Origin of the sequence: Shewanella rhizosphaerae (assembly GCF_019457655.1) — a bacterium.
Classification (GTDB): Bacteria; Pseudomonadota; Gammaproteobacteria; order Enterobacterales; family Shewanellaceae; genus Shewanella; species Shewanella loihica.
Genome location: NZ_CP080420.1, coordinates 419,727 through 446,631, shown reverse-complemented (window position 1 = coordinate 446,631; position 26,905 = coordinate 419,727). Strand labels below are relative to the sequence as shown.

25 protein-coding genes are annotated in these 26,905 nt (G+C 55.7%); 2 read left to right on the top strand and 23 right to left on the bottom strand.

Going from position 1 to position 26,905, the window contains the following annotated elements; genetic code table 11:
- Positions 1 to 29: 29 nt before the first annotated feature.
- From K0I63_RS02055 to K0I63_RS01945, 23 genes are all read right to left on the bottom strand, one after another.
- Entirely contained in the window at positions 30 to 2,774 is a 2,745-nt protein-coding gene (locus K0I63_RS02055; protein WP_491573755.1) for a DUF8470 domain-containing protein, read from the bottom strand.
- On the bottom strand, positions 2,725 to 3,162 hold the full coding sequence (locus K0I63_RS02050) for an MSHA biogenesis protein MshP (protein WP_220082363.1): 438 nt from the start codon (positions 3,160 to 3,162) through the stop codon (positions 2,725 to 2,727). Before K0I63_RS02050 ends, K0I63_RS02055 begins: the two co-directional genes overlap by 50 nt.
- Positions 3,152 to 3,949 (bottom strand): PilW family protein, encoded by a 798-nt coding sequence (locus K0I63_RS02045; RefSeq protein WP_220082362.1) that lies wholly within the window; start codon positions 3,947 to 3,949, stop codon positions 3,152 to 3,154. The genes K0I63_RS02050 and K0I63_RS02045 overlap by 11 nt, the downstream gene beginning before the upstream one ends.
- The gene (locus K0I63_RS02040) at positions 3,949 to 4,500 is read right to left on the bottom strand and encodes a type II secretion system protein (protein WP_220082361.1); all 552 of its coding nucleotides are present in this window, start codon (positions 4,498 to 4,500) and stop codon (positions 3,949 to 3,951) included. Before K0I63_RS02040 ends, K0I63_RS02045 begins: the two co-directional genes overlap by 1 nt.
- On the bottom strand, positions 4,490 to 4,939 hold the full coding sequence (locus K0I63_RS02035) for a type II secretion system protein (protein ID WP_220082360.1): 450 nt from the start codon (positions 4,937 to 4,939) through the stop codon (positions 4,490 to 4,492). Before K0I63_RS02035 ends, K0I63_RS02040 begins: the two co-directional genes overlap by 11 nt.
- A gap of 145 nt (positions 4,940 to 5,084) precedes the next feature.
- Positions 5,085 to 5,603: a type II secretion system protein gene (locus K0I63_RS02030; RefSeq protein ID WP_220072905.1), complete on the bottom strand. Its 519-nt coding sequence runs from the start codon at positions 5,601 to 5,603 to the stop codon at positions 5,085 to 5,087.
- Between the two features lie 17 nt (positions 5,604 to 5,620).
- Positions 5,621 to 6,139: a type II secretion system protein gene (locus K0I63_RS02025; protein ID WP_220072904.1), complete on the bottom strand. Its 519-nt coding sequence runs from the start codon at positions 6,137 to 6,139 to the stop codon at positions 5,621 to 5,623.
- A gap of 84 nt (positions 6,140 to 6,223) precedes the next feature.
- Positions 6,224 to 6,838, bottom strand: a complete 615-nt coding sequence (locus K0I63_RS02020) for a type IV pilin protein (RefSeq protein ID WP_220083357.1) — start codon at positions 6,836 to 6,838, stop codon at positions 6,224 to 6,226.
- Between the two features lie 94 nt (positions 6,839 to 6,932).
- Positions 6,933 to 7,424 carry a hypothetical protein gene (locus K0I63_RS02015; protein ID WP_220082359.1) on the bottom strand — a complete coding sequence of 164 codons (492 nt, stop codon included), beginning with the start codon at positions 7,422 to 7,424 and terminating at the stop codon, positions 6,933 to 6,935.
- 32 nt (positions 7,425 to 7,456) lie between these two features.
- Complete coding sequence (locus tag K0I63_RS02010; RefSeq protein ID WP_220082358.1) at positions 7,457 to 8,674, bottom strand: type II secretion system F family protein; 1,218 nt, start codon at positions 8,672 to 8,674, stop codon at positions 7,457 to 7,459.
- Positions 8,675 to 8,676: 2 nt separating this feature from the next.
- Positions 8,677 to 10,437, bottom strand: a complete 1,761-nt coding sequence (locus tag K0I63_RS02005) for a GspE/PulE family protein (RefSeq protein WP_220082357.1) — start codon at positions 10,435 to 10,437, stop codon at positions 8,677 to 8,679.
- Positions 10,434 to 11,594, bottom strand: a complete 1,161-nt coding sequence (locus tag K0I63_RS02000; RefSeq protein ID WP_220082356.1) for a tetratricopeptide repeat protein — start codon at positions 11,592 to 11,594, stop codon at positions 10,434 to 10,436. Before K0I63_RS02000 ends, K0I63_RS02005 begins: the two co-directional genes overlap by 4 nt.
- On the bottom strand, positions 11,591 to 12,496 hold the full coding sequence (locus tag K0I63_RS01995; RefSeq protein ID WP_220082355.1) for an ExeA family protein: 906 nt from the start codon (positions 12,494 to 12,496) through the stop codon (positions 11,591 to 11,593). Before K0I63_RS01995 ends, K0I63_RS02000 begins: the two co-directional genes overlap by 4 nt.
- Positions 12,497 to 12,500: 4 nt before the next feature.
- Positions 12,501 to 14,183 carry a pilus (MSHA type) biogenesis protein MshL gene (mshL, locus tag K0I63_RS01990; RefSeq protein ID WP_220082354.1) on the bottom strand — a complete coding sequence of 561 codons (1,683 nt, stop codon included), beginning with the start codon at positions 14,181 to 14,183 and terminating at the stop codon, positions 12,501 to 12,503.
- On the bottom strand, positions 14,184 to 14,510 hold the full coding sequence (locus tag K0I63_RS01985; protein WP_434086784.1) for an MSHA biogenesis protein MshK: 327 nt from the start codon (positions 14,508 to 14,510) through the stop codon (positions 14,184 to 14,186). It abuts the gene before it with no gap.
- Complete coding sequence (locus tag K0I63_RS01980; protein WP_220082352.1) at positions 14,491 to 15,147, bottom strand: MSHA biogenesis protein MshJ; 657 nt, start codon at positions 15,145 to 15,147, stop codon at positions 14,491 to 14,493. Before K0I63_RS01980 ends, K0I63_RS01985 begins: the two co-directional genes overlap by 20 nt.
- The gene (locus tag K0I63_RS01975) at positions 15,144 to 15,749 is read right to left on the bottom strand and encodes a PilN domain-containing protein (protein WP_220082351.1); all 606 of its coding nucleotides are present in this window, start codon (positions 15,747 to 15,749) and stop codon (positions 15,144 to 15,146) included. Before K0I63_RS01975 ends, K0I63_RS01980 begins: the two co-directional genes overlap by 4 nt.
- A complete protein-coding gene (locus K0I63_RS01970) occupies positions 15,750 to 16,628 on the bottom strand; it encodes an MSHA biogenesis protein MshI (protein ID WP_220082350.1) in 879 nt (292 codons plus the stop codon). It lies immediately after the preceding gene.
- Positions 16,629 to 16,864: 236 nt separating this feature from the next.
- Positions 16,865 to 18,775: an RNase E specificity factor CsrD gene (gene csrD / locus K0I63_RS01965; RefSeq protein WP_220082349.1), complete on the bottom strand. Its 1,911-nt coding sequence runs from the start codon at positions 18,773 to 18,775 to the stop codon at positions 16,865 to 16,867.
- Between the two features lie 172 nt (positions 18,776 to 18,947).
- The gene (locus tag K0I63_RS01960) at positions 18,948 to 20,195 is read right to left on the bottom strand and encodes a malic enzyme-like NAD(P)-binding protein (protein WP_144200046.1); all 1,248 of its coding nucleotides are present in this window, start codon (positions 20,193 to 20,195) and stop codon (positions 18,948 to 18,950) included.
- 179 nt (positions 20,196 to 20,374) lie between these two features.
- Positions 20,375 to 21,145, bottom strand: coding sequence for a thermonuclease family protein (locus K0I63_RS01955; protein WP_220082348.1), 771 nt, complete (start codon positions 21,143 to 21,145; stop codon positions 20,375 to 20,377).
- A 240-nt stretch (positions 21,146 to 21,385) separates the two neighbouring features.
- Positions 21,386 to 21,598, bottom strand: a complete 213-nt coding sequence (gene rpmE / locus K0I63_RS01950) for a 50S ribosomal protein L31 (RefSeq protein WP_011864187.1) — start codon at positions 21,596 to 21,598, stop codon at positions 21,386 to 21,388.
- A gap of 179 nt (positions 21,599 to 21,777) precedes the next feature.
- A complete protein-coding gene (locus tag K0I63_RS01945; protein ID WP_220082347.1) occupies positions 21,778 to 22,554 on the bottom strand; it encodes a FimV/HubP family polar landmark protein in 777 nt (258 codons plus the stop codon).
- A 277-nt stretch (positions 22,555 to 22,831) separates the two neighbouring features.
- On the opposite strand from K0I63_RS01945, the gene priA reads away from it, so the two are divergent.
- Positions 22,832 to 25,027: a primosomal protein N' gene (priA, locus tag K0I63_RS01940; protein WP_220082346.1), complete on the top strand. Its 2,196-nt coding sequence runs from the start codon at positions 22,832 to 22,834 to the stop codon at positions 25,025 to 25,027.
- Between the two features lie 122 nt (positions 25,028 to 25,149).
- On the top strand, positions 25,150 to 26,895 hold the full coding sequence (gene argS, locus K0I63_RS01935; protein WP_220082345.1) for an arginine--tRNA ligase: 1,746 nt from the start codon (positions 25,150 to 25,152) through the stop codon (positions 26,893 to 26,895).
- Positions 26,896 to 26,905 lie beyond the last annotated feature (10 nt).

Below are 26,905 nucleotides of genomic sequence, written 5' to 3'. Positions count from 1 at the left end.
GAACACTCGCTCAGCAATTGGTAGATCGGCTATTTCACTTCCCGCCAATAGATGATCTTATCGTGTCCGCGATAGGTGCCAAAATAGGCATTGGCCCTCGGGTCAAACAAGGTATCGGCAGCGTTCCCCGGATAGTTCCAATAGCCCTTGAGCCAAGGTTCAACATGCAGCTTGAGGGGCACCTCGCCCGCCTGATTGGGGATGGCAAAATAGAGATTGCCCACGCCATTCACCAGAGCGCCGCTTCGCAGCGACAATCCACTCTCGCTATAGGCCTGCAGGTCGGGGAAGCTCGAAGGTAGGATGCGATACAGGCCAGAGGTTGCCGTCTCGCCGGCATCTAAGGAGGTCTGGGTATTAAAAACCGAGCAGTTGTCATCGCCGTTTAAAGTCCAGGTGGGCACGCCAGCAGTCACGCTTGAAACATATTCGCTGCGTAGCGGCAGCCGTAGGCTCTCCGACTGAGGGCCATAGCCGTTTTCCAGCACCAGACGGCCATAGCGCAGCTCGAAGGCCTTACCGTCGCCGATATCGCTGAAGGTAAATCCGCGGCAAGCAGCCGAGGCGCTGTCACGATAACAGATGCCATCTTCATCGCTGACATCCAGCGCCGACAAAACCAGATCAAACTTGGCATCGAAGGGTTCCAGTGGCATCTGGGTGCGCCGGTAACTCGGCTGGGCGCCGATCAACTCAGCGACATTGGGTGAGCCGCGATAATTGACCTGGCCGGAGAGTGCCGGCGCCTGACTGTCGCCAATCACAGCTAGCCCTGTGCTGTCTTGATAGCTGCGCTCAGGCCACTGATTGCGATCTGCCTCATCCCTGTGTTTGTAACGCCACCAATCGCCGATCTGGTAATTGCTGGTAACCTGATCTTGAGCATTTAACCCCGCCACCTGAATGTTTGGCTCGGCGCCCGTTTTAAAGCCGAAGGGCTGATCCAGATAGGTAAATGCGCCGCAGCTCTGGGCTGCCTCAGGGTCGTTGCCAGTGATCTCTAGATAGGCCGGCGTGAAACGGCCAAACACCTCACTGCTAGACTGGCTGGCGGGAATGGTCACGCCCTCAAAGCTGACATCGCTGCCAAGCGCCACCTGCATGGTGCCCGCCTCGCTCCAGCTTTGATCATTGATGATCTGAGCGCTGACGCCAGATGATAGCGAGAACGCCAGGCTATCACGGCCTAACACGCCGTTTACCCCGGTATCGGGCTGCACCACCTGTGACACCACAGACAGGCCGCCATGCTCGAAGTTCTGCAGCGCACTATTGTCACTGAAATCTTTATCATCATCGCTCTGCCAACAGGCCGCAGTCACCTGCATGCTAAAGGGTTTACCCGCTGCGGCCAGCACCTTACAGTCAGCGTCATAGGGATCGCTGGCATCACAGCGCCCATTGGCACTGACATTGGCAAAATGAAAACCGGCGGGCGCCGAGGTAAAGCTATCGCTATGGGAAAGCACTAGCGTCTCAGAGCCTCCGGCAGGACGCGAAACAGTGTGGTTATGTTCGGCGCTAAGCGTCACCACGCCCGCCTCTGGGTAGTTGGCCGACAGACTGGCAACTCCTTCACCGTTAAAATGCACCTGCATTGTCTGAGTGCCGCCGCCATCGATCGCTATCGAGTCACTCGGCGATAACAGGCTATTCAGGGTAAGCTGGGCCGGATTGTTTACCGTTGCCGGACGCAGATAATCGAAGCCGAAGCTAATCGTCTTGGTCTGGTTGGCAAACAGGGGCTTACACTGCTGCGTCTGAGTATCCTTGGTCACAGCAAACAGGTTAAAGCTGTTACCCGTCTTACAGGCGGTGCTGTCGGGCACATCGAAATAGAATCCCGTATCGGCAAAGTCGAGCAGGCACTGGGCATTAGCCACCAGAGCACCGTCGATATAACAGCGATAGGGCGCGGATGGTGCCGTGGCATCTAAGCCGAGTAACACACTGCCACCATCAGGGTGCCATACCTGGGTCTGAGTCGATCCGGTAAAGCCGACATCGGCATATTTATTGTCATTCTTGGTTAACTCGACGCTCGAAGAGACACTCGCTTGAGTCGAGCAGTCGGCGTTGACACAGGCCCGCAGCAGTATGTCTTTGGCGGCGCAGCTCAGCGCATCCGAGGTAAATTCGAGCCGGTAATGGTCGACACTCACACCGCCCTTGTCACACATGCCGCCGAAGTCGGCATCATCCACAGCTCCCAGGTCGACATCCGCTCCACCATTGCCGCCAAAACTCAGGCTCCCCCCTGATGCGATGGCGCCATCTATCCAAGCATTGCCGGTAAAAGTCACAGTGCCGGCAACATAGAGGATGCCATTGATATAGTTCTGCCCGGCGACAGAGAGATCGCCCCTGACATAGATGATCAGGTTTTCGGCATTGCCAGATGCATTGATGCTGGCATTATTCATCGACAGGTTATCGAAGTAGAGGCGAGCCGTTTTCCCCGTGGTGCTCATATAGGATTTATTTTGAAAATCACCAGTAGCAAAGTCGTAATCCCCGGGAGCGAACCGTGAACTGTGCCCAGAACATCCCCACTTAGTACAAGTGAGGTTGCCGAGTCTAGGCCCAATATCATCGGGCGGCACCAGGCCGGGATTATGGTTTCCGGTTGGCGGGTCAGTAAAGATCGCATCACACTGAGGCACGGCGAAAACACCTGTGGAGAAGATTAGGTGTAGCAAGCCAGCGAGCAAGGTTATCAGGAGTCTATTCACGGGCCTCGACCTCCACCTTACGATTGACGCGCAGACAGGCATCGCCGTCGCAGTTGCCCACGGCGCAGGTCGCCTCACTGCCGATAAGATATTGGGTCACACTGTCACTCCCAGTCGCTACTGTGGTCTGATTGCAGCTCAACACCACACTACAGCCATGAAAGCCCACCACATTCGGCGGCGTCCAGCTGGTAGAGACGCTAGAACAACCGACCACAGCACCGCTTAGGGGAAACAGCTGCGCCAGGGCAGCATCGGCGCCGCTGTTCGCCGCGGCGAAGGCACGAGTCGCTAACACCTCCAGGTTTACCCCCTCGTCGGCATCGCTGACGATATTGATCAGCGCCGCCGCCATCAAAAACATCACGGTAATGATGAAAATGCCTATCACTAGGGCGCTGCCTCGCTGGCTGGCTCGATTAGGGAACATTGATCACCTGCACCTGATGTTGATATTGAAAGGTCTGGCCATTCACCTCGAAACGGGGCGACAGCTGCACCACGGCATTGTTAACCAGTGTACCCGGCGTGTAGTGAATCGGCGCCTCGCTGCCTAAGTTATTGACCACATGCTGGCCCATCAAGGCGCCCGTCCCCATCTGCGCAGGTGTCGGCTGGGTGGTCTGAACCCCGTAGCCGTCGTAACGCCAGATATCGCCGCTGCTTAAGAAGCAGTAACTCACGGCACCATTGACCATGAAGTAGCGCTTCTGAGGCGAGGTCTCATCGAAGCGCAGCGCATTGTTAAACTCGATCTGATTGCCACTCAGTTGTTTAACATCGAAGATACGCCCCTGTGTGGTCGACGGACTGTCTTGGTAGAGCTGAGCAGGTGAAAGCGGATAGATCACCATCTTGTGGGCCAGGTTAATTCCCTGGGCCGGGAGCATCACGCTGCCGCTGTCTGCGGCGCTGTCTGGCGCTATCGGCAGGCTGATATAGCTGGCGCTAGCTGTGATAGGCATAAACTCGATGCACTGGGCATCGCTTGAGCTGGCCACCCTGATGCTGTTTGGCAGGGCATTACGCAGCTCCCGCGTCATACGCTCAATCACGAAACGACTCTGACTCAGCACCTGATCCACAGAGCTGGATTCAACGAAGATACGGGTGCCCAAGATCACGAAGCTACTCACCCCGACCACCAGGATGCCCAGTATGATGATGACGGTCACCATCTCGACCAGGGTGAAGCCCTTGTTAGTTTGCAGCCGCATCAGTAGTTACTCCGCAGCGCATTATAGGTGATCACCTCGCCACTGGGTGTGGTCACATTGATAGCCACCAGCTTGCTGTTCTTGTCGCTGCCGGGATAGGTGACGCTGACCGATAGTTGGTAGTTAATATATTCCTGAGCATAGGTGCGATCCGAGTTGAGCATCTTGCTTGTCTGAGTCAGGCCATGATAGTCATCCACATCCCTATAGGCGTTGCGATCGAGTCCGCCCGGACCAAAATTGGCCTGGTCTGTACAGGGCTGCCCTGCTGGCAAACCCAGATCAGGCCTAGCCGCCGCGCCACAGGCGGGCACGCCGCCATTAGGGTTGGCATTTTGATCGTAACGCTTGCCCCAGATCTCATTGAGCAGGGAGTGCGCCAGCTCGGCTGAGCGCACCCTGTGCAGGGTTTCGGCGGCGCGATCCGCCTGGGGAAACAGCATGCTGGTAAGCATGACCAGGGCGATGCCAAGCACTATCATGCCCACGACCAATTCGATCAGGGTAAAGCCTGAGGCGCGCCTTGGTAAGATGGCTCTGCTAGCGTCCATGAATATACCCCTGGCTCTCTATGGTGAGGTCTAAGGTTTCATCGGCTGCAACCTTGATGGTGCAGCCCGTAGCGCAGCTGCCCGTCACCCTGCCATCACGGTCAAAGGTCAGGGTGAAGCTGTTTAAGCCACCTAGACTCAGGCTGGTCTGGCGTGGTAGTGATTGTGGATTGCCGCTGACCGACAGACTACTGCAGTCGGCGCCATAGATGTCGGCGCGATAACTCGTCGCCGTCACGCTCACCTTGTAGCAGCGATCCAGGTTATTCAGCGCCATCAGCTGGACTCGTCTGAGCTCGCTAATCAGTTCGTCTCTCAAGGTATAGGCGCTGTAGCTTGAGGCAGTAAAGAAGCGCGGCAAGACCACCACAGATAAAATGGCAATCAAGATGATGCTAGTGACCAGCTCCACAAGGGTAAAACCTTGTTGTTTATTCATCGACACCCCAGCCGCAACACGCTGATAGCGTTAAACTTTCTAATAACCTACAGAGTATGGCAAATATTGCCATCGATTTCAGTAATTAGTCTCTCGCCACAGACAAAAAAGGCCTGCATTGCAGGCCTTTAGAAACAAAACAGGCTTAACAACCTGTAACGATCGTATTGACTGTAATTGCGCCGTAAGCAGTTAACCCATTTACATATTGCACATAACAAGTGCCTGCATCTTGGGCAGCTTTAGGGCTAGTTTGGCCCTGTGGATAAAAGTAAATGCTGTTTGTTGCCGAATCTTCAACATACAACCATTCGGCAGTGGTACCTGAAGACGCGGCATTAATGTCTAACGCATTGGCCAAGCTACCGGTCCAAATAGCCTTTGCATGACCATAGTTCAATGCCACTGTTGTACCCGCAGCATCTACCGTGACTGTCGGCGCAGGAGTAGCGGTACTTGCTTGAGTTTCGTTGCCTGCAATCAAGGATTTAGAATGCACTAAGCTATCCGCTCCTTTTATTGTCGCTTCCAATCCAGAGACTGTCGATTTACGGGCGTCGCTCTGCAGGTTAATAAACTTAGGTGCGGCGGTCACAGCTAAAATGCCTAAAATGATGATGACCACAACTAACTCGATTAATGTAAAACCTTTTTGATTACTCATTTTTGCTATTCCCTAAATTAACAACCTGATTTTTCTACTTTATATTGAGGTAATGCACCGTTAGATGCAGATTGTTTATACTCCACCCAACATTTAGACGTATCAGATGGTGTTTTGTCACCTGGATGAATAATAATTGCGCCAGTTAAAGTCGTGGTTACATTTGGAGAATCGACTATCGTCCACTCAGGCTGAGATGAAGTCGTATCGATATCCAATGCTAAAACTAAATCGGCCGATGCTTGTTTTAAGTAACCATAAACTGAGTTGATAGTTACATCGTTACTCGTATCGCTATCACCCTTATCATCTAAAATCACGGTGCCAGCCGACTTCGACTCTTGCCCTTGGATAGCAGCTTTGGAATAAACTAAAGTATTGGCGCCTTGCAACGAGGCTTTCAAACCTTCCAACGTCGATGCACGCGCATCGCTCTGTAAATTAATAAACTTAGGCGCTGCGGTCACGGCCAGAATCCCTAAGATGATGATCACAACCACTAACTCGATCAGTGTAAAGCCGTTTTGCTTCTTCATGTCGTTCCCTTGTTATTTTCGCTTCTGCTAACTTTCAACTTTTCAATAAAATTCTGTCGGCCTCGCCGAGGGCAGGGCGCAAGATTAATTGGTAAAACTCAACACCTGACCGGTACCTGGGTTATAGAGGATACCTTTGGCGTTGGCGGTGGCCAGATCAGGTGTAGGTGTAGGCACGCCCGTGGTTGGGTTTAATGCCAGCGAGGTCACCTGATGGTAGACACAGAGATCTAAGTTGGTCACCTGAGTGCCATCGATGGCAACTCCATTACCACCGGCGCCATCCAGTACCCGCGCGGTAAAGCGCTGATTACGGGCATCCTGATTAAAGAGCACGTTACGCGGTGCCCCCTGGAGAATATTCTGGAATACCTCCTGACAGGCGGCATCTGTCATACCGGTCGCACTCACGATACCACTGCCCGAGGTCAAGCCCGTTGGAAAACCGAAACGGGTATCCAGGGAGATCTGCGTACCATCGAGCACCACATTGGCATTATTACGACCATCCACCTCCCATTGGGAGCGCACGAAGCTTACCGCCGTGGCCAAACCACCGGCTACGCCATCTACGCTAGCATCTTCTGCATCGTCGGTCACATTCAAAAAACGGGGAATGGCAGTGGCCGCCAGAATTCCCAGGATCACAATCACGATCACCAGCTCGATCAGAGAGAAACCGCTCTGTTTGATTGGCATGTTTTGGGCTCGCATTTTCATAAAAAACTCCCTTAGATAATCCTGATAATTCTAGCAGTTACAGCAAATTATAAAACCTTAGATGTCGCTAAATTCAGCTATCTGTCAAAAAAATAACGCGTCCACTAGTGAGTTGATAACTCAATCGATCACCGTTATTAGCAATATAACTACAAACCTCTCCAGCCTGGTCCGCTTGTGTAACAATTTTGGCTAAATCATCCCGGCCGCCCAACAGCTGCCACCAGAGGGTCTTACAGTTCTCCTCTGTGATTTGCGCTAAGGTTGGCCAACCCTGATCGCTCATCTTAATCAGGGGTTGTTCGCCGTCCCTGAGTTCCATGGCCGTGGACCAGTCGAGATGCATCTCGGCAGGGCGCCCCTGCACCAACCATTGAGAGCGCACCATGGCCAGCACATTCAGCAGGCGGCTGTGCTCCAGCTTCAGCCCCTGAGAAGAGACCTGATCCACCTTGGCAAAATAACCGTAACCCAGTACCCCCAAGATGAGCAAGAGCACCACTATGGCAATCATCTTGCCGTAGGCCTGCATCAGCTCGCTGTCGACCCGTGTCTGGTTCTCCATCAGCTCAGCTCCCGGCTCATGGCTGCCATGGGTTATCCTCCCTTGACCACATTGAGCATATCCCACATCGGCAGGTAGATGCCCAGCGCCAGGATGAGCACAATCACCGCGACTATGCCGATCAAGATAGGCTCAAGCTTGGCGGTCAGGTTCTTGAGGTCGTAATCGACCTCCCCCTCGTAAAAGTCGGCGGCGTCGTTAAGCAGTTGATCTATCTGGCCCGTCTCTTCACCAACGGCCACCATCTGCAGCACCAGCGGGGTAAAGAGCTGACTCTGGTTCGACACCCGCAGCATAGACTCGCCGGACTCTATGCCCCGGCGCATGGCCACTATGCGGTCATGCATATAGGCATTATCCACGGCATCGGCCACCAGGCTCAGGGCCTGTGTCATGGGCACTCCTGCGCTCAGCATCATGGAGAAACTGCGGCAATACCGCGACAGGGTCGAGCGCTCTATGATGCTGCCTACAGCCGGGATCTTAAGCTTCCATCTGTCCCACTGCTGCTCGCCCTTCTCAGTGTTGTGCCAATAGCGGATCCCCACGAAGCACCCCACTAAAGCGAGGAGCAGCAGGTACCAGTAGTTGACGAAGAAGTTAGAAGTGCCGATCAGCAACTTGGTGGCCCAGGGCAGATCCGCGCCAAACCGGGCAAACAGATCGGCAAACTTAGGGATCACCATGATATTGAGCACCACCATGGCCAGGGCCACCGCCATCAAGACGAAGATGGGATAACGCATCGCCGCCTTGATGCGTCTGCGGGTCTCCTGCTCGCGTTCGATATAACCAGAGAGCTGAATAAAGGCGTCCTCCAGCTTACCCGTGTTCTCCCCCACATGGATCATGGAGACAAACAGGGCATCGAACACATCCGGGTGATGATTCATCGCCGATGAAAGCGGGCGACCGGATATCAGCTGCTCTGAAATATCGTTCAGGGCATCTTTCATGCGTTTGGAGTGAGAACTCTCCGACAGGCCGGCGATGGCCCGCAAAATGGGGATGCCCGAGCGAGTGAGCGAATACATCTGCCGGGTAAAGATCTGCAGCTCATCCAGGCCAACCTTGCTCTTAAACAGGCTGCCCAGGTGAAACTCGCGCGCAACTTTGGCCTCCACCAGCTCAAGGGGGATCACGGCGCGAGACAGCAACTGATCGGCGGCGGCGCTCTGAGTGGTCGCATCGAGCCGCCCGCTGACCGCATTGCCCTGTGCATCACGCCCCTTGTACTGATAGACAGGCATAGTTAGCCCTCAATCTCATGTTGATGGATCATCTCCTGCGAGATGGGCACCTGGGCATCGCTGGCATCTTCGATAAGCTTGGCCACCTCTTCCATAGTGGTCATGCCCTCAGCAAGGTAGTTGAGCGCCGACTCGGCCAGCGGAGTAAAGTTCGGGCTCTGGTAGGCGGCTTGGGCAAACGCTTGGGGATTGCCGCTTCGCATTGCATCGATCATCTTCTCATCCAGCTCCAGGATCTCGAATACACCGATACGGCCGCGATAGCCGCTACCGTTGCAACTCTGACAGCCGGTGCCGATACGAAACTTGGCCTGGCTGAAGTCGCGACCGCTGATGCTGCTAAGCCATGCCTGATCGGCGGCGCTAGCATCATAGGGCTGGGCACACTTGTGACAGACCCGGCGCACCAGACGCTGGGCAATGATAACCCTAAGCGCACTGGCCACCAGATAGCTGGCGGCGCCCATGTCCAGCAGACGCAGGGCTGAGGTAACCGCATCGTTGGTATGTAGGGTCGACAGCACGAAGTGACCTGTGAGTGCGCCCCTGAGGCCAATTTCCACCGTTTCCTGGTCACGCATCTCACCCACCATGATGATATCGGGGTCCTGACGCAAGGTGGTACGCAGTACGTTGGAAAAATCTAAGCCTATCTTATGGTTAACTTGTACCTGATTGATACGCGGCAGCTGATACTCCACGGGATCTTCCACCGTGATGATCTTGCGATCGGCGGTGTTGAGCTCACTCAACACGCCATAAAGCGTCGTGGTCTTACCGCTACCCGTAGGCCCGGTCACCAGCAGCATGCCGTGGGGGCGCTTGATCTGTCTGCGCACCCGCGCCAGCATCTCGGCCGGCATGCCGGTCTCATCTAAGGTCAGCAGGCCCGCAGACTGGTCCAGAAGACGCATCACCACAGACTCGCCGTGATAGATGGGCATGGTCGACATACGCACGTCTATCTTGTGTCCCTTGATCTCCATGTGAAAACGACCATCTTGAGGCAAACGCTTCTCTGAGATATCCAAGCCCGCCATCAACTTGAGGCGCAGCACCAGCGCCGAGGCGATGTTCACCTCCTGCAGGGTGTTCTCTTGCAGCTGGCCGTCGATACGCTGGCGGATCCTCAGCACCTTATCGCCGGGCTCGATATGAATATCTGAGGCACGCATCTGCACCGCATCTTCGAAGATCGACTGCAGTAGCTTAACCACAGTGGTTTCGTTATCGCTGTCGGCATCGGTCAGACTGGCGAGATCGAACTGATCGTCGGCGGCATATTCCTCCTCCAGCTTACCGGCGATCTGGGCGATCTCCCCGGTGCGGCGATACAGGTTGTCGAAGGCCTCCAGTAGCTGGGTCTCTGTGACCACGGCGATCTTAATCGCCTTGGGCGCCAGCAAGACCTCGATATTGTCCATCGCCTGCAGATCGGCAGGGTCGCTCATGGCCACCAGCACATGGTCGCCATTATCTTCCACCGCCAGGGCGCGATAACGACGGGCCTGCACCTCGGGTAGAAGATTCACGACTTGAGGCGGAATAGCCCGGCGGCTGATGTCCAGAAAAGGAATATTGAGCTGCTGCGACAGAAACTTAAGCAGCTGCTCTTCTGTTATGCAGGAGAGATCGATCAGGGTGCGACCCAGCTTCTTGCCGGTATTTCTCTGCTCGGCCAGGGCCTGGCCCAGCTGCGCCTCGCTGATGATCGCTTCCTGTACCAATAAGTCGCCGAGACGCATCTTTAACTTGGGTTTCACTCGATATCTCCTAACTGGGCCAGCCGCTGCTGAATAAAATCGCTGGCCTGCTGCGACAAGCCGGATAAGCCTAGGGCCTGAGCGTAGGCCTGCTTGGCGCTGGTATATTTTTGCTGGGAATCTAAGGCGTAGGCCAGCCCCATCCACCACTTGGCCTGCGAGGGTTCGACCCTGGCCAGGCGGCGATAACTCTCTTCGGCCAAGGCAAATTGCGATGCCTGCTGGGCAAGATGACTCTGCAGCACCCACTTCTGCTTGGCGAGCAGGTGATCGTCTGGGATAGTGCCAAGCGCCGCCAAGGCCCCTTGGCTATCCCCCTGCGCCTCCAACACTTTGGCCAGCATGAGGGCATAATCAAGTTCCTGGGGATAGCGGGCGAGGCCCTGTTGCAGCACTGTCTTAGCCTCACCCAACTGCCCCTGACCATAATAGAGGGCAGCCAGATGCTGACGCGCGCCGTGCAGGGTGGGATCGAGTCTTATCGCCTCGCTAAAGTCATCCACTGCCTGGGACAGTTGCCCACCCTCCTGGGCCGACTTGCCCTGACTGAAGCGCTTCTCGGCCAGCGCCTCAGGCGATAGCTTCACCTCGGTCACCGCCATGGAGCCGGTCGTTTTTTCTGTGTTGGCTTCAGATGCCTGCTCGACCCGAACCCTCTGAGGCTTAGCGGAAGGCTTACTCTCAGCAGCAGGCTTGCTCTCGACCTTAGGCTCAGCAACCGGGTCAGTCTTAGATGTAGTCACGAGCTCAACACTGGCATCGGCACTAGACTCGGCCTTAGCTGTGACCTGAGTATCTGCAATCTGTGAAGCCTCAGCCCTTGATTCCTCGGCAGGCGCTTTATCTGCTGCCACTGCCGTTTCATTCGAAGCGACTTTTTCTACGCTCGACTGTTTGAGTTCGCCGCTGGCGATCTCCTGGGCCAGATTTTGATTATCCTGTTGCAGTGCCAGGTTAGTGCGCTCGAGGGCCGCGTAGCGATCCCACGCCAGATAGCCCATGGCCAACAGCAGTAGGGAGAGCAGCGCGAGTAACAACCAGGGCAGACGCGACTGAGGCGCCTGACGATATTGCAGTGGCGGCACGGGCAGCTCATCCAGCCCGTGGGACTGCTGGCGCTTATCCAGATCTTTGAGCATGGTATTGATGACGCTCATGCCAGCCCCCGGGTGAGCCAAAACCATAGCGCGCCGGCGCACAGCGACACGGCGCCAAAGGTGCCCAGCCACCAAGAGGGAAACAGCCCGCTGTCGGCGTCCTGAGTGTCGATAATCGCCCCCTTCACATGGCGCAGGCTCACCCTGTCAGCGCCTTCGCCATAGGCGAGCAGTAGCGCTTTATGAGACAAGATATTGATGAGTCTTGGGATTCCTCTTGCTGCGCGGGCGATACGTCTACTCTCGCGGGCGCCAAACAGTCCCTCGCCGCGATACCCCGCCACCTCGAGTCTGTGGGCCTGGTAGGCTCGGGTCTCGTCGGCGGTCATGGGCCGCAGTTGATAGCTGAAGGTGATTCGTTGTCTGAGCTGACGAAATTGCGGCTGTTGCAGCCGGGTATCCAGCTCAGGTTGGCCAAACAAGACTACCTGCAGCAGCTTGCGACTCTCTGTCTCCAGATTGGTGAACAGCCTCAGTGCCTCCAGGCTCTCGTCCGGCAATGCCTGAGCCTCGTCCAGCACCAGGACGATGGAATGTCCATGGGCGCTCAGCGCAATAAGCTGCTGCTGAATAAGGCTGGTAAGACGCTGCTGATCCAGATCGGCGCTGTATTTTAGCCCCAGCTCCAGCGCCAGTGCCCAACGCAGCTCGCTGGGACTCAGATAGGGATTGGGCAGATAGGCACAGTGAAAGCGCTCGGGAATATCGTTAAGCAGCTTACGACAGATCAAGGTTTTACCCGTCCCGACCTCGCCGGTGACCTTGATAAACCCTTCACCCGTCTGCAGGGCAGTTTGCAGCACTTGCAGCGCCTCGACATGGGGCGCCAAGCCGAAGAAGAAGCCGGTATTTGGCGTCAACGAAAAGGGAGGCTGCGCCAAATGAAAGTGCTGCAGATACAAGCGCCTACTCCTGCTTCTCTTCTGGGTACCAACGATCCAGCAGTGCCTTGGAGCGTTGCAGCTCGGTCTGCCAGGTCTCGGCGCCCACCACGGTCGGCTTGAGCAGGATCACCAGCTCAGTCTTGCGTAGCGAGTTGGAACGGTTGGTAAAGGCTTCGCCCAGAAACGGAATATCCCCCAGCAGCGGCACCTTAGAGACCAGCTCGATATTTTCGCTCTTCATCAGGCCGCCGATCACCACCACATCGCCGGTATTTGCCTTGATCACAGTGTCCGACTCGCGGATCTCGCTCTGGGCCAGTGGCAGCTCTAGTGTGCTGTCTGATACCTTGATCGACTTGTTCTGCTCCTTGATATCGATAACCGATGGGTGGATGTGCAACAGCACATTGCCCTCCTCGTCGATCTGCGGCGTCACGTCCAGTGCTATGCCAGAGAAAAACGGCGTCAGCTCCACTTCCGGCGTGGTGACCGGCGTGGTGCCCGCTACCGTGGTCGAAGACACATCTGTCACGAAATATTCGTCGCGGCCCACCTTGATCACCGCCTTCTGGTTGTTCGAGGCCGTCACCCTTGGGCTGGACAGCACATCCACATCACCCTGAGTATCGAGCAGGTTAATCATGGTGCTGAAGTCTTTGCCCTTGATCTGCAAGGAGGTGATGCCACCAATGGCCGAGGTGATCACATCCCCCAGACCATCCGGCGCCTTCGAGGTACCAAACTCGATGCTATTGTTACCACTCTGACCCAGCACGCTTTCCCAGTGGATCCCCTGCTGATAACCGTCAGACAGGGTCACCTCGAGCACCTTAGCCTCGAGGATCACCTGACGCTGCAGATGGCTCTCGGCGGTCTTGAGGAAGGTCTTCACCTGACGCAGCTCGTTGGGATAGGCCCTGATGGTCACTAGGCCCGCCTGCGGGCTGACCACCACCTGACGGCCGTCACCCGTGGTGCCTATAATAGATTCCAGCGTCTCTTTCAGCTCACCCCAGAAGTCTGTCTTGGTCTTGGAGCGGATAAAGGTGCCGTTGGTGGTCTCGTTGCTATTGTTGCTATTGCTGTCGCCACCGTTGTTGTTCGAGTTATTGTTGTTGTAATTATTGCTGTTGTTGCCGTTGTTATTACGGTTGTTATTGTTGTCCGAGATCCGTCCAGAGTTCACCGAGGTCAGCGACAAGCCCTGACGCTCCATGTAGAGATAGTTGAGCGGGAAGGTCTCGGTGCGCATGCCAGCAGGGAAGACACGCAGGATACGTCCTTCTCGGCTCACCTCATAACCATAGATATCTTCGACCACCTGCAGCGCCTCGCTCAGGGTCACGCCCTTGAGGGACAGAGAGACTGTACCTGTCACGTTAGGGTGTACGGCCACGCTCAGGGGCGTGCCCTGCACCAGGCTAGGGAAAAAGACCTTGGCATCGACATCCTTGGCCGACACATCGAAACGTCGCTCGCTCGGCTGGCTTGGGGTCAAGGAACCTAGCAGGGCCGATGACTGCAGCTCACGCTGCACAGAATCTGGCATCACGGCCGCCGGTGGTGGCGTGTATGGCTTGTTCTGCGCCGCGGCAATCGATGTATCGATCGCCGATTTCGACTCGACAGGCTGGGGACGATCCGTTGTCTGACAGGCGGCTAACATCAGCACGAGCAGAGGTGTTATGGTTTTCATCGCAGTCATTTATTGTCCCTTTGTCGCAGTTACTTCTGGGTAGAGCTTGAGCTGGCGGCCATCGGCGAGCCAGACTCCCTGTGCCGTGATGCGAGTGATCCTCACACCTTGTACCCTGTCACCCGTGGTGAATGTCTTGTTATTGATAATGGCCGTCGCCGAATTGTCGGTGATCATCAGGCTGTTGAGCACCAACTTACTTCCGCCTTGATGCTGCGCCGAGCCTATTGCCCCAGCACCTGGACGGGTCGGATCCCTCAGGGTCTGGGCCGAGGCCTGAGTCAACCCAAGGCAAAGCAGCGCCAGCAGGCAAACACTAATCTTGATTCGCAACACTGATAAAGTCCTTGTTAATACTGAGTGTGTAGACCTCTAACGTCACCTCGGCCTTAGGATAATCGCCCACCACATAATCCAGTTGGCGCCAATAGAGCTTATTGGGCATCGCCTCGACCGCCTCGATAAACTTGAGGGTGGCAAAGTAATCTCCCTCGAACGCCAGCTTGATGCCGTGGCTGTAGAGGTTGAGTTTATTCTCATCCCCTAATGCCAGCAGTGGCTTAGGCGCCAGAGACTCGAAGCTTTGCAGGCGTATCCCCTTTACCCGGCCCAGCAACTCGCCGAGCATGGTCGGCATTTTGTCGGCGGGTACCATATCGACCATCTGAAACGACAGCTGCTGATCGAGATCTTTGGCTTGTTGTTGTAGCCCAGCCAGACGCTGACGGTATTCTTGATCGGGGTCGGTCGCCAGAGTCTGCTGATACAGGGCAATCTGCTGTTCTGAGATTCGGTTCTCGGCGGTTAAGGCCTTGATATTACTCTGCACGCGGCTGCTCTGGGTTAGCAGAGACTCGAGCGGCAGATAGAGCAACATGCCGATCACCACCACGACTGCCACGGCGATCATCACCCGCTCGCGCTGACTCAGCTGATCGAAGGCTTCGCCCCAGCGGGCTATCTGCTGTTTCATTTCGCCTGCTCCTCATCACGCTTGCTGCGCAGCACAAATCCCAGCGGCTGCTTGTCGCCCCGGTTCATGGTGAGCGTGCTAAAAGCCTGGCCCTTGAGCGGCTCGACCCCTTGCAGGCGTGCCAGCCAGAGGGGGACAGCATTCGGCGCTGCGCTAAAGCCTTCGAAGACAAACTGATCTTCCTGCACCTGGATGCGACTCAGCCAGAGTTGATTGTCGGTCACCCGCGCAAGGCCAGTCAGCAGGGGCGAGTAGCCCTTGCTGGTGAGGGTCTCCACATGGGAAAGCTCGCCGAGCAGCAGACGCTTGAGTTCCACCTGCTGCGATAGGAGATCCACCTGCTGTACCAATGCCTGAGAGGCGCTGCGCTTGGCGATGGCCTGCTCGAGCTGCGCCTTCTGTTGGTCGAAGGCGGCCTTGTCGCTGAGTAGCCGATGCTTGTCGGCCTCCAGGCTTCCCAGATGCAGATAGGCCAGTAGGTTGGCGACCAGCAGCAAGACAAAGAGGCCGAAGCCAAGTTGTAGCAGGCGCGTAAAGGAGAGGCGCAACCTGGGCGGTAACAGGCTGGCAGTAAAGAGATTGACCCGCAGTTTTGGATTCATCTAGGCAGGCTCCTCCGTTTGACGTTCAAGCTCGGCCAATGCCCATTGGGCCAACTTATCCTGCACCTGATCACAGGCGATCACCTCGACGGCCTGATCGAAGTTCCGACTCAATAGCTGAGCCAGCATCTGACGCTCACCGCTCATCAGCAGGGCGATAGAGGCTACCGGCGCCTGGCGCAGCTGGCTCTCGAAATAGTCCATGGAGCGCTGCAGCTCCAGGCTAAGGTTATCGGCGACGTTGAGCTGCAGATCTTCGCTGGAGACTCTATCTAACTGACTGAATCCGCGGATACGGCGCTGCATGTAGAGCTGCCCCTGTTTCACCACGGTCAGTAGCAGCTCGCTCCCCGGCTTATGGCAGAGCACCATATGCGCCAGCTTATCCTCGGCGCCATAGTTGCTGATGGCCATCTCTTCTATGCTGATCCCGGCAATGGTCACCTGGTGCTTATCCGCCGCCTTGACCAGCGCCTGCAGCATGGCCTTGTTGACCGCAACCACAGTCACCTTGTTGTTGGTGGATTCTGGCGACTCAAAATAATCCAGATGCAGGGACTCGACGGGCTCTGACACCATATCCTTGATGGACCAGACGAGCGCCTGATGCATCTCCTCGGGCTGCACCATAGGCTTGTCGACCACCAGCAGCTGGTAGAAGTCCTCGCTGAGCACGAGTTGCAGATGAGGAGCGGGGATCTTGTCGGTCAGCGCCTCGAATACGCCAGACCAGTCATCGCCCGACAGGGGCAGTGAAAATGAGGTGTCGCTGTCGCGCTTAAAGAAGGTCACTGCGGCGGCGTTGAGGTATACGCCTAAATCGACTCTATCGTGCTTGGTTTGCCAGAAGGCAAATTTACTCAAAAGACTATTTTCCATTTAAGGCATATCCACCAATTTGATACTCACGCGCCATGAGTGTCCCAAATCGCTCTACCTCAAATGCCGGATGGATATTGCCTCGAGGAAAGCGTCAAAATAATAGCGTTATTGTAGCGACTAATCGCCTAATTTTATAGAAAAAATCTAACATCAATCAGATACACTCAGATAAACATAGAACAGTAACCCTGCCCTAACAAGCCCTTATCAGGCCCAACAGGGAGATAACAAAATTACGCGGCCTCTAGGGGATCGCTAAAGAAACTGCCCTGTCCTGCACTCACCCCTAAAATCTTCAACGTCTGCCACTCCTCCAGCGACTCGACCCCTTCGGCAAAGACCTGCACCTCGGTACGATAGAGTCCACCGATAAGGCTTCTGACAAACAATTGATTCTCTTGGCGTAAATGTATCTGCCGCACGATAGATCTGTGCAGCTTAATCAGATCTACGCGGCAGGATTGAAGATACTGGGTGCTCACCACCTGCTGCCCTACTCGGTCGACACACAGGCTGGCCCCCATCTTGGCGATCATATCCAGCGGCGCCTTCAGTTTCGCCAGGTTATTCACCAGGATATCTTCGTTGATCTCGAAGATCAGCCGCGGCGTCAGGTGACGATACTCCAGCAGGGTCGTCTGTAGCCAACGGATAAAGGCGCGGCTGGTCAGTGTATCCAGAGAGAGATTAATACTGTATTTCCGCTGGTCCTTGGGTGACTTGGGTAACAGATCGAACAACACGGCCTCGATCACCTGACGCTCGATCTGGGGGATCAGGCCGCACTTGATCGCCATGGGCAAGAACAGGGTGGCGCGCACCAGGTTGTCGTGGCTGTCGCGCAGACGACAAGAGACCTCGCTGTGGTGCTCCTTGCCATCGCTGTCGAGTATCGCCTGGGTGAAGGGCACCACGCGCTTGTTGACCAGGGCATATTCGAGGAAGCTGCGCCAGCGCACCGAGCCTCTAGCAAACTCCTCGTCCACCGCGCCCTTGTCATACATGAACCAGCCGCTGTTGCCCTGAAACTGGGCCGCCCGCAGCGCCATCTCGGCCTCTTCGATCAGCTGCTCTTTGCTCTCGCCCACCTTGAAGTAGGCGACGCCAATATGAAAGAAGTCGTCGCGATTGTTCACCCCTTCCAGGGGCTGACTCAGGCAGACCTTGAGCAGCCTGGCGGCCAGCTTCTCGGCATCGGCCAGGGAGATCTGCGGCACGACTATGGCAAACTGATTGTAGGAGCGACGGGAGAAGATGCTGTTGGCCTGACTGTCCAATAGATGACTGATGCCGCCTATGGTCTGGGTGAGCAGCTCCTGAATGCTGAACTCGTCTGCCTCCTGCTGTAAGAGATCCAGATCTTCCATCTCCAGCAATAGCAGCACCCCGGGGGCCATCATGCCGTCCTTGTTGCTCAGGGCGTCCAGGCGGTTCTTGAGGAACAGGCGATTGCCGATGCCCGACTCGGGGTCGAGGAAGGTGTTGGAGCGAATAAACTGATCGAACCTGGCGCGCTGCTTCTGGGCATCATCCAGCTCTAGCAACATCTGGGTCAAGGCGCGGTTGATAAGCCTTGGCCGGCCATGGCCCGTCTCGGCCAGCGCCTTGTCATAGTCTCCCGAGAGGATCAGATGACTGCGCTTGGCCAGATCTTCTATACCCTGCAGTTGCAACGCCAGCCAGAGGTAGCCGCGGCGCACCAGCAGGCCTACCGCTATGCATCCCACCAGGAACACCAGACCGCCGTGCCAGCTGATGTTATGCAGCAGGAAGGGCTGAGGCAGGCTGATATGAAAATGCAGATCTAAAGTCTCGTTGAGTACCCTGTCGTAGTTGACCACACTCTGATCATGATTACCCCGGTCGAAGCGGTACAGCGTCTCATCACCCCGGATCAGGGTAAATTTTTGTGCATCATAGGCGGCCAGGATCTGTGGCAGCCAGATATCCAGGTGCTGTAGCTCATGGCGAACCTGATGTTGCAGCAGCATCTCCTCCAGCTCTGTCATCTGCTGCTGTTGAAACTTATAGGTGAGCTGAATGAAACTGACCAGGGCGGTAAGCAGAAAGATGAAGGCAACCGCAGCGAGGGAAAGCAGCCAAAAGCCGGTTAACTTCTTGGTGAGGAGTTGTGTCAATTTCATTTCCGCTTCCTGCAGGATTATTATTATTTTTTACGTCTGAGACCGCTTTATCATCTAGGATCCCGAAAGGCTTTATCACCTAGGCTGAGCAACACCACTTACCATACAAATAAAGCGGTAATGGCACAATAAAAAAGGGCCCTGAGGCCCTTTTCTTATCGCTATGACCTGATTAGGCCATGTAGTGTTCAGGCAGTGTTGGCAAGGCCGCAACACCCGAGTCGATAGCCGCTTGGGCAACGGCCTTGGCCACGTTTGACAGCAGGCGTGGATCCATCGGCTTAGGGATCACGTAATCTGGGCCAAACTTCAGCTCAGTAACATCTGGGTAGGCAGCCAATACCTCGGCAGGCACAGGCTCTTTCGCCAGGGCGGCGATGGCGTGTACCGCGGCAATCTTCATCTCGTCGTTGATCTTGGCGGCGCGTACATCCAGGGCACCACGGAAGATGAAGGGGAAGCAGAGCACGTTATTTACCTGGTTAGGGTAATCGCTGCGGCCGGTACCCATGATCAGATCTTTGCGCACATCGTGGGCCAGCTCAGGCTTGATCTCTGGATCTGGGTTTGAACAGGCGAAGATCACCGGCTTCTCGGCCATCAAGGCAACGTCTTCAGCGCTCAATACATCAGGGCCAGACAGACCCAGGAAGGCGTCGGCGCCCTTGATCACATCCTGCAGGGTGCGCTTGTCTGTGTTGTTGGCAAACAGCGCCTTGTATTCGTTGATATCTTCACGACGGGTGTGGATAACGCCCTTACGGTCCAGCATGTAGACATTCTCACGCTGCACGCCACACTTCACCAGCATGGTCATACAGGCGATAGCCGCCGCACCTGCGCCCATACAGACAAAGACCGCCTCTTCCAGCTTCTTACCCTGGATCTCCAGGGCGTTGATCATGCCGGCTGCAGTCACGATGGCCGTGCCGTGCTGATCGTCGTGGAATACAGGAACGTTACAACGCTCAATCAGCGCCTTCTCGATCTCGAAACACTCGGGCGCCTTGATGTCTTCCAGGTTGATGCCACCGAAGGTATCGGCAATCGCCTCGACCGTGTTGATAAACTCTTCGGCGGTGCGGTGCTTCACCTCGATGTCTGTGGCATCGATATTGGCGAAATGTTTGAACAGCAGCGCCTTACCTTCCATCACAGGCTTAGAGGCCAGTGGGCCCAGGTTACCCAGACCTAAGATGGCGGTACCGTTAGAGATCACAGCAACCGTGTTGCCCTTGGCGGTGTAACGGTATGCGTCGTCAGGATTGGCAGCAATTTCACGCACCGGCTCGGCCACACCCGGACTATAGGCCAGCGCCAGATCCATGCTGGTCTCTGCGGGCTTGGTCAGGCTAACGGCGGTTTTGCCTGGTACGGGGAACTCATGGTAGTCAAGGGCTTGCTGACGGAAATCGGCCATTTTAGTAATCCTGCAAAAAATGCGACAAGTGTATTCAGAGTAAGGTCTTATTTGCCCCGCCTCGCTCCCCCAGATTTGGCGAAAATCGACGCAGGTCATTAGAGCGCTAAGATACTCGAAATTAGGCGATTTTTAAACAAGATATTAGAAAATTTCAGTTTATTATGAAGCCAAACGGTCTAAGGCTTATTTTGCAAACTTATCTGCGAAGGATGATGGGCAATCATCTGCCATTTTTTGTAGGAATAATACAACTCACCACGCACAATTACCGGACTTTCAAGCAGGTTTAGGGTTAAAATGTTGCTAAATTTACCAGATTCTTCTCTAGGTATACCCACATAAAAGATTTCATCGATAATCAGCCACAATTGCTGACCTTTTCTTTCAAAACCCGTCACCACTCCTCTGACCTCTCGCCAGCGATTGCGATCGTCACGATTTAGCTCATCAGGCGACTTGGCTTGATAGCTTTTATGGCTCCATAATCCACGTCTTTCTTGACGAGCCTGGCGCTCGATATTGGCCAAACACTGCCAGAAATAATCATTCTGATAGACCCTCGCCTTGGCATAGCCCTGACTCAGCATTATCTCCTGCAGGTGCTCTCCCTCCTCGGTATAGGCATAGGCTAAGGTTTTCCCTTGTGGATCCAGACGTTTACGATCGAAGGCCAGTTTGAGTTTCTGCCCAGGCAGCAGACGCGAGGCGAGGAAACTGCGCGCCCGATTGGCGAAGGGTTCAGACAACTCTGGGTAGTGCCTGTCTATCTCGGGCGAGTCGATGCCGATCAGCCTCAGCTGACGACCATCTTCCAGCATCAAGGTATCGCCATCGATCACCGAGGCGAAGGTGACTGTCTCATCATAATGGGTCGGCGCACAAAGGCTGCCAGCGGCGGTCGCCAGGAAGGAGCAGAGAGAAAGAGAGAGGGCCAGAATCTTGTCCATAATGAATCGCTTCCCTAAATTAAACGCTCAGTCATCAGTAATATCATAACCTTACAAGCATGTTAGACCGAGCGCCAACTCTGTTCAAAAAAAACCACTTGCAGGCCCACTTGCAAACTCAGTGACGGGATAAGTGGCAGGCTGAGCCCAAAGGCACAGGCCAGCAATAACAGACCTGCAAAAACGGGCAACAAAAAAGGCGCCATATAGGCGCCTTTTTCAGAGTTCTTTGCAGAAGTATTACTTCTTGCCAAGCATACCGAAACGCTTGTTGAACTTGTCGATACGTCCACCGGTATCCATAACTTTCTGAGTACCAGTGTAGAATGGGTGACATGCACCACATACGTCCAAGTGCAGTGGCTTACCTGCAGTTGAGTTTACTTTGATAACGTTACCACAAGTACAAGTTGCAGTGATTTCAGCATATTCAGGATGAATGCCTGGTTTCATTGGGATTACCTCAAGTTTAAGGCCATGTCGCACTTCCAACCCGAAGTCGGACACCACATGCAGTTAATAGAATATTTAGGCGCGAGATAGTACAGGATACCATCAATAGTTACAAGCATAGCCTGCAACTATTCTCCTGCATTATCTGATTTTCCTCCAGCGGCGATCGGCCGCCATGGCTATTCTGCCGCCAGCGCCTCGAAGGCCGCTCTTGCCGCATCGGCGCTCTGGTATCTCTGCTTGAGGGCCGCCGACGGACACTTAAGGGTCACATCTGCCCGCAGGCCATTGATCTTACCGCCATTAAAGGCATTGGGGTTCGCCTCGAAGATGGCCAGCATGGCGCCATAGGTGCTCAGCTGCCACTGCTTGGCATAGGTGCTGCCGAGACGCCACAGGGTCTGAGGCGGGGCATAATCCAGCTGACAGCCCTGCTGCACCCGATCGCCTACATCGACAGGCGGCAAACTTGCCAGCGATTGCTGGGCAGCGGCAAGGGGTTGCGACGGCTGCTTGTCGGTCTTGGCTGTTTTAACCGGCGTATTTGATTTGACAGGCTTTGGTTTAACCGTCTTGCTCTGCTGATAAGCCGTGGCGGCATCAAACAGGGGCATGCGCTTCACCTCCTGCCAGTTGTTGACCAGATACTCCTTGACCACCAGCTGCGCCTCACCATCTTCCACCTCTTCGACGCCACTGAGCAGCAACATATAGGAGTTCATCGGCTTAACCATCAATCGCTCGCTGCCGGAGCGCTGCTCGACGATAAACTGCACCTTATCCAGGTTGACCGATTGGGCAACGATATTGACCCTGAGCGTCGGGCGCTGCCCCAGATCTGACAGCCTTTGATTGATACTGACGTGGGTAAGCTTAGCCCAGGCGGGCAGACTCATTAGCCCGGCTTGTCCCAGCTGCACTAGACACAGCATGACCAGATATTGCACTCTCTTCATCGCAACCTTCTTATCCCTGTTTGGGTGGATCGATTCGACTCTCAGACGCTCACCTCAGGGTCACACGCATCCGCCATCCGGCTAGTCGACAACCCCGAGTCTCACCTAGCTATTAAGCAACAAGCTCTTTGATGTTTCAACAATTTTGTCACAAGTCTTAGATCTGAATAGCCTAGGCTTTCCACCGACTTGTGACAGATTCTGGTAGCCCTCGTCAGGCTGTCTGGTTACACTTGCTCTACTATATATTGCTGCCAGCCGAGTCCTAGCCGAATCTATGTCCCTGTTTGTCGAAGTCGCCCTCCCCGTCCCCATGCGCCAGGCCTTTAGCTATCGCGTCAAAGAGGCCGATCTCGACAAGGCTCAGGTAGGCGTCAGGGTCAGGGTACCCTTCGGTCGCCAGCAGCTGATCGGCCTAGTGACAGGCCTCAGCCAGAGCTGCGACCTGGCGCCGAACCAGATCAAATCGGTTATCGCCTTTCTCGACCATGAAGGGGTATTACCCCCCTCGCTCTATAAGCTGACCCAATGGGCCGCCCGCTACTATTTTTGCAGCCTGGGGCAGATGTTGTCTCAGGCCCTGCCCGTTGCCCTGCGTAAGGGCGCCGAGGTGGAGGCCCAGCAGCTACAGATCTGGCGCGTGACCACTGCCGGACAAGAAGCGGATATCGATCTACTAAAGCGTGCCCCCGCCCAGCGCAAGCTGCTGCTTGCCCTGTTAGAGACAGAGCTCAGCCAGGATGAACTCAATGCCCTGGAGCTGAGTAAGACGGCGCTGAAGGCTCTTGTTGAACGGGGCTGGATAGAGTGTATCGAGCGGCGGATCGCCTCGGATCTCAGCTGGCGCGACGGGCTCGAACTCGATGAGACGCCCCATCAGCTCAATCCCGAACAGGCCATCGCCGTCGCCACCCTCAACCAACAGCAGGGCTACCACTGCACCCTACTCGAGGGGATCACAGGCTCGGGCAAGACAGAGGTCTATCTGGCGCTGCTGGAAACGGTACTTAAGCAGGGCAAACAGGCGCTGATCTTGGTGCCCGAGATCGGCCTGACACCCCAGACCATCAGCCGCTTCAAGCGTCGCTTCAAGGTGCAGGTGGCGGTGATCCACTCTGGGCTCACCGACAATCAACGCCTGAGCGCCTGGCGCCAAGCCAGAAGCGGCGAGGCCGCCATCATCATAGGCACCCGCTCGGCGCTGTTCACCCCTATGCGCTATCCCGGCATCATCATATTAGATGAGGAGCACGACGCCAGCTTCAAGCAGCAGGAGGGGATCGGCTATCACGCCCGGGACTTAGCCGTGATGCGCGGCCATCTCGAATCGATTCCCGTGCTCCTTGGCAGCGCCACCCCCTCCCTGGAGACGCTGCAGAATGCCCTCTCCGGACGCTACCAACACCTGAGTCTGGGCAGCCGCGCCGGCGCCGCCGAGAAGGTACGCCAGGGGATCATCGACATCCGCAATCAGCCGCTGAAGAATGGTCTCTCCCATGGCCTGCTCAACGAAATGCGTATCCATCTGGATGCGGGCAATCAGGTGCTGCTGTTTCTCAACCGCCGCGGCTTCGCCCCGGCGCTGCTGTGTCACGAATGCGGTCACCTGCACGAATGCGATCGCTGTGACGCCTTCTTCACTGTGCATCAATCCCTAGGCGAGATCCGTTGCCACCACTGCGGCAATCAGTACGCCATCCCCAAGCAGTGTCATCAGTGCGGCAGCACCATGTTGATGGGCCAAGGGGTAGGTACTGAGCAGTTGGCCGACGCCCTGGCCAAGGAGTTTCCCAACTACCCTGTGGTGCGGATCGATCGCGACACCACCAGCCGTAAGGGGGCGCTGGAAACCCACCTCAACGCCATCCATAAGGGGGAATATAAGATCTTGGTCGGCACCCAGATGCTCGCCAAGGGCCACCATTTCCCCGACGTCACCCTGGTGGGCCTGTTAGATGTGGATGGCGCCCTGTTCAGTGCCGACTTTCGCGCCCCTGAGCGTTTCGGCCAACTCTATACCCAGGTATCGGGCCGCGCCGGACGGGCCCGCAAGCCGGGCACTGTATTGCTGCAGACCCACCAATGTGACAACCCCATACTGAGGGAGTTGATGCACAAGGGTTATGGCGAGTTCGCCCGCGGTCAGCTGGAGGAGCGTAAACAGGCCCTGTTGCCACCGGCCTGGCACATGTTGCTGCTGCGCGCCGAAGCCCACAAGGCCGAAGATGCCGACGCCTTCCTTGCCCAGGTTGCCCAGTTACTGCCGCAAGACGAGCAATGCGAGATCATCGGCCCCATGCCCGCCCCCATGGACAGAAAGGCCGGCAAGTTCCGCCGTCAGCTGATGTTCCAGACCAAGACCCGCGGCCTGTTGCAGCAGGCCTTCGAGCAAGCATTGCCGCAGATCGAAGCCCTGCCCCTGGCCAAGCGATGCCGCTGGAGCCTAGATCGCGACCCGCAGGATCTCTTGTGATCAAAAAATGCAAAAATAGCTCATAAAAATCCGACCAGAGGATAGCAATTGGCCACCACAAGCGGCTAAAATACGCGGTTATCCCTGAATCTTTTTATTTAGCAACTGTCGATTAAACGCCAATGAAATCACATATTCAATCTTTGCTCGAACAAGCCATTCAAACCCTAAAACAGCAGGCGATCATCCCTGCGGATTTTGAGGCTCGTATTCAGGTTGACCGAACCAAAGACAAAACCCACGGTGATTTTGCCACCAACCTAGCCATGATGCTGACCAAGGTGGCTCGCAAGAATCCTCGTGAGGTCGCGCAGCTGATAATCGATAGCCTGCCACAAGACAGCCAGGTGGCTAAAGTTGAGATCGCCGGTCCAGGTTTCATCAACTTCTTTATCGATGAGAACGCTCTGACCAACCAGCTGATGGCCGCCCTGAACGACGATCACCTGGGTGTGGTCCTGCCAACGCCGCAGACAGTGGTGGTTGACTACTCTTCGCCAAATCTGGCCAAAGAGATGCACGTAGGTCACCTACGTTCCACCATTATCGGTGACGCCGTGGTACGCGCGCTGGAGTTCCAGGGTCACAAGGTGATCCGTCAGAACCACGTCGGCGACTGGGGCACCCAGTTCGGCATGCTGCTGGCCTACATGGAAGAGCTACGCGCCCAGCAAGGCGAGCAAGCCCAGGTTGAACTGGCGGATCTCGAGAGCTTCTACCGCGCCGCCAAGGTACGTTTCGACGAGTCGGAAGAGTTTGCTACCCGCGCTCGCCAGCTCGTGGTTGAGCTGCAATCGGGCGATGAGTACTGCAACAAGCTATGGCGTGAATTCAACGATATCTCCCTAAGCCACTGTCACGAGGTTTATGAGCGTCTGGGCGTCAGTCTGACCCGCGCCGACGTGCGCGGCGAGAGCGCCTACAATGATGACCTCGAGCAGGTGGTACGGGATCTGGATGCCCAGGGGCTGCTGTCAGAAAGTAACGGCGCCAAGGTGGTCTTCCAGGATGAGTTCCAAACCAAAGAGGGTGAGCCACTGCCGGTGATCATCCAGAAGGCCGACGGCGGCTTCTTGTATGCCACCAGCGATCTGGCGGCGATGCGCTACCGCTCAAACGTACTCAAGGCCGACCGCGCGCTCTACTTCGTCGACCTGCGTCAGGCCCTGCACTTCCAGCAGGTATTCAGCCTGGCCCGCACCGCTAACTTCGTTCGTCCAGAGCTGAGTCTGGAACACATGGGCTTTGGCACCATGAACGGCGAAGATGGTCGCCCATTCAAGACCCGCTCTGGTGGCGTGGTCAAGCTGGTAGACCTGCTGAGCGAGGCCGAGACCCGTGCACTGGAACTGGTTCGCAGCAAGAATCCTGATATGGATGAAGAGGAGCTGGCCAAGATCGCCAAGGTGGTGGGTATCGCCTCGGTGAAATATGCCGACCTGTCGAAAAACCGCGCCAGCGACTACATCTTCAGCTTCGAGCAGATGCTAAGCTTCGAGGGCAACACCGCGCCTTACCTGCTTTACGCCTACACGCGTGTGGCGGGCATCTTCAAGCGTGCGGCCGATATCGACCTAACCGGTGCCAGCATCAAGCTGGAACACGACAAAGAGAAAGAACTAGGCAACAAGCTGGCCCAGTTTGCCGAGGTACTAGGTCGCATGGTGGCCAAGGGTCAGCCTCACGCCCTGTGTGGCTACCTGTTTGAACTGGCGGGCGCCTTCTCAAGCTTCTACGAGGCCTGCCCAGTGCTGGCGGCCGACTCAGAAGATGAGAAGAAGAGCCGTCTGTTGCTGGCACAGCTGACCGCTAAGACGCTGAAGCAGGGTCTTGATCTACTGGGTATCGAAACCTTAGAACGCATGTAGTATAGGGCGC

Coding starts and splice junctions, on each gene's coding strand:
- K0I63_RS01970 (WP_220082350.1), bottom strand. CDS start 16,628: ATGGAAAATAGTCTTTTGAGTAAATTTGCCTTCTGGCAAACCAAGCAC.
- K0I63_RS02050 (WP_220082363.1), bottom strand. CDS start 3,162: ATGTTCCCTAATCGAGCCAGCCAGCGAGGCAGCGCCCTAGTGATAGGC.
- K0I63_RS01955 (WP_220082348.1), bottom strand. CDS start 21,145: ATGGACAAGATTCTGGCCCTCTCTCTTTCTCTCTGCTCCTTCCTGGCG.
- K0I63_RS02045 (WP_220082362.1), bottom strand. CDS start 3,949: ATGCGGCTGCAAACTAACAAGGGCTTCACCCTGGTCGAGATGGTGACC.
- K0I63_RS02035 (WP_220082360.1), bottom strand. CDS start 4,939: ATGAATAAACAACAAGGTTTTACCCTTGTGGAGCTGGTCACTAGCATC.
- rpmE (WP_011864187.1), bottom strand. CDS start 21,598: ATGAAACCAGGCATTCATCCTGAATATGCTGAAATCACTGCAACTTGT.
- K0I63_RS02055 (WP_491573755.1), bottom strand. CDS start 2,774: ATGCCTGTCTGCGCGTCAATCGTAAGGTGGAGGTCGAGGCCCGTGAAT.
- mshL (WP_220082354.1), bottom strand. CDS start 14,183: ATGACTGCGATGAAAACCATAACACCTCTGCTCGTGCTGATGTTAGCC.
- K0I63_RS02020 (WP_220083357.1), bottom strand. CDS start 6,838: ATGCCAATCAAACAGAGCGGTTTCTCTCTGATCGAGCTGGTGATCGTG.
- K0I63_RS01945 (WP_220082347.1), bottom strand. CDS start 22,554: ATGAAGAGAGTGCAATATCTGGTCATGCTGTGTCTAGTGCAGCTGGGA.
- K0I63_RS01975 (WP_220082351.1), bottom strand. CDS start 15,749: ATGAATCCAAAACTGCGGGTCAATCTCTTTACTGCCAGCCTGTTACCG.
- K0I63_RS02000 (WP_220082356.1), bottom strand. CDS start 11,594: ATGAGCGTCATCAATACCATGCTCAAAGATCTGGATAAGCGCCAGCAG.
- K0I63_RS01960 (WP_144200046.1), bottom strand. CDS start 20,195: ATGGCCGATTTCCGTCAGCAAGCCCTTGACTACCATGAGTTCCCCGTA.
- csrD (WP_220082349.1), bottom strand. CDS start 18,775: ATGAAATTGACACAACTCCTCACCAAGAAGTTAACCGGCTTTTGGCTG.
- priA (WP_220082346.1), top strand. CDS start 22,832: ATGTCCCTGTTTGTCGAAGTCGCCCTCCCCGTCCCCATGCGCCAGGCC.
- K0I63_RS01980 (WP_220082352.1), bottom strand. CDS start 15,147: ATGAAACAGCAGATAGCCCGCTGGGGCGAAGCCTTCGATCAGCTGAGT.
- K0I63_RS02015 (WP_220082359.1), bottom strand. CDS start 7,424: ATGGAGAACCAGACACGGGTCGACAGCGAGCTGATGCAGGCCTACGGC.
- K0I63_RS02040 (WP_220082361.1), bottom strand. CDS start 4,500: ATGGACGCTAGCAGAGCCATCTTACCAAGGCGCGCCTCAGGCTTTACC.
- K0I63_RS02030 (WP_220072905.1), bottom strand. CDS start 5,603: ATGAGTAATCAAAAAGGTTTTACATTAATCGAGTTAGTTGTGGTCATC.
- argS (WP_220082345.1), top strand. CDS start 25,150: ATGAAATCACATATTCAATCTTTGCTCGAACAAGCCATTCAAACCCTA.
- K0I63_RS02025 (WP_220072904.1), bottom strand. CDS start 6,139: ATGAAGAAGCAAAACGGCTTTACACTGATCGAGTTAGTGGTTGTGATC.
- K0I63_RS02010 (WP_220082358.1), bottom strand. CDS start 8,674: ATGCCTGTCTATCAGTACAAGGGGCGTGATGCACAGGGCAATGCGGTC.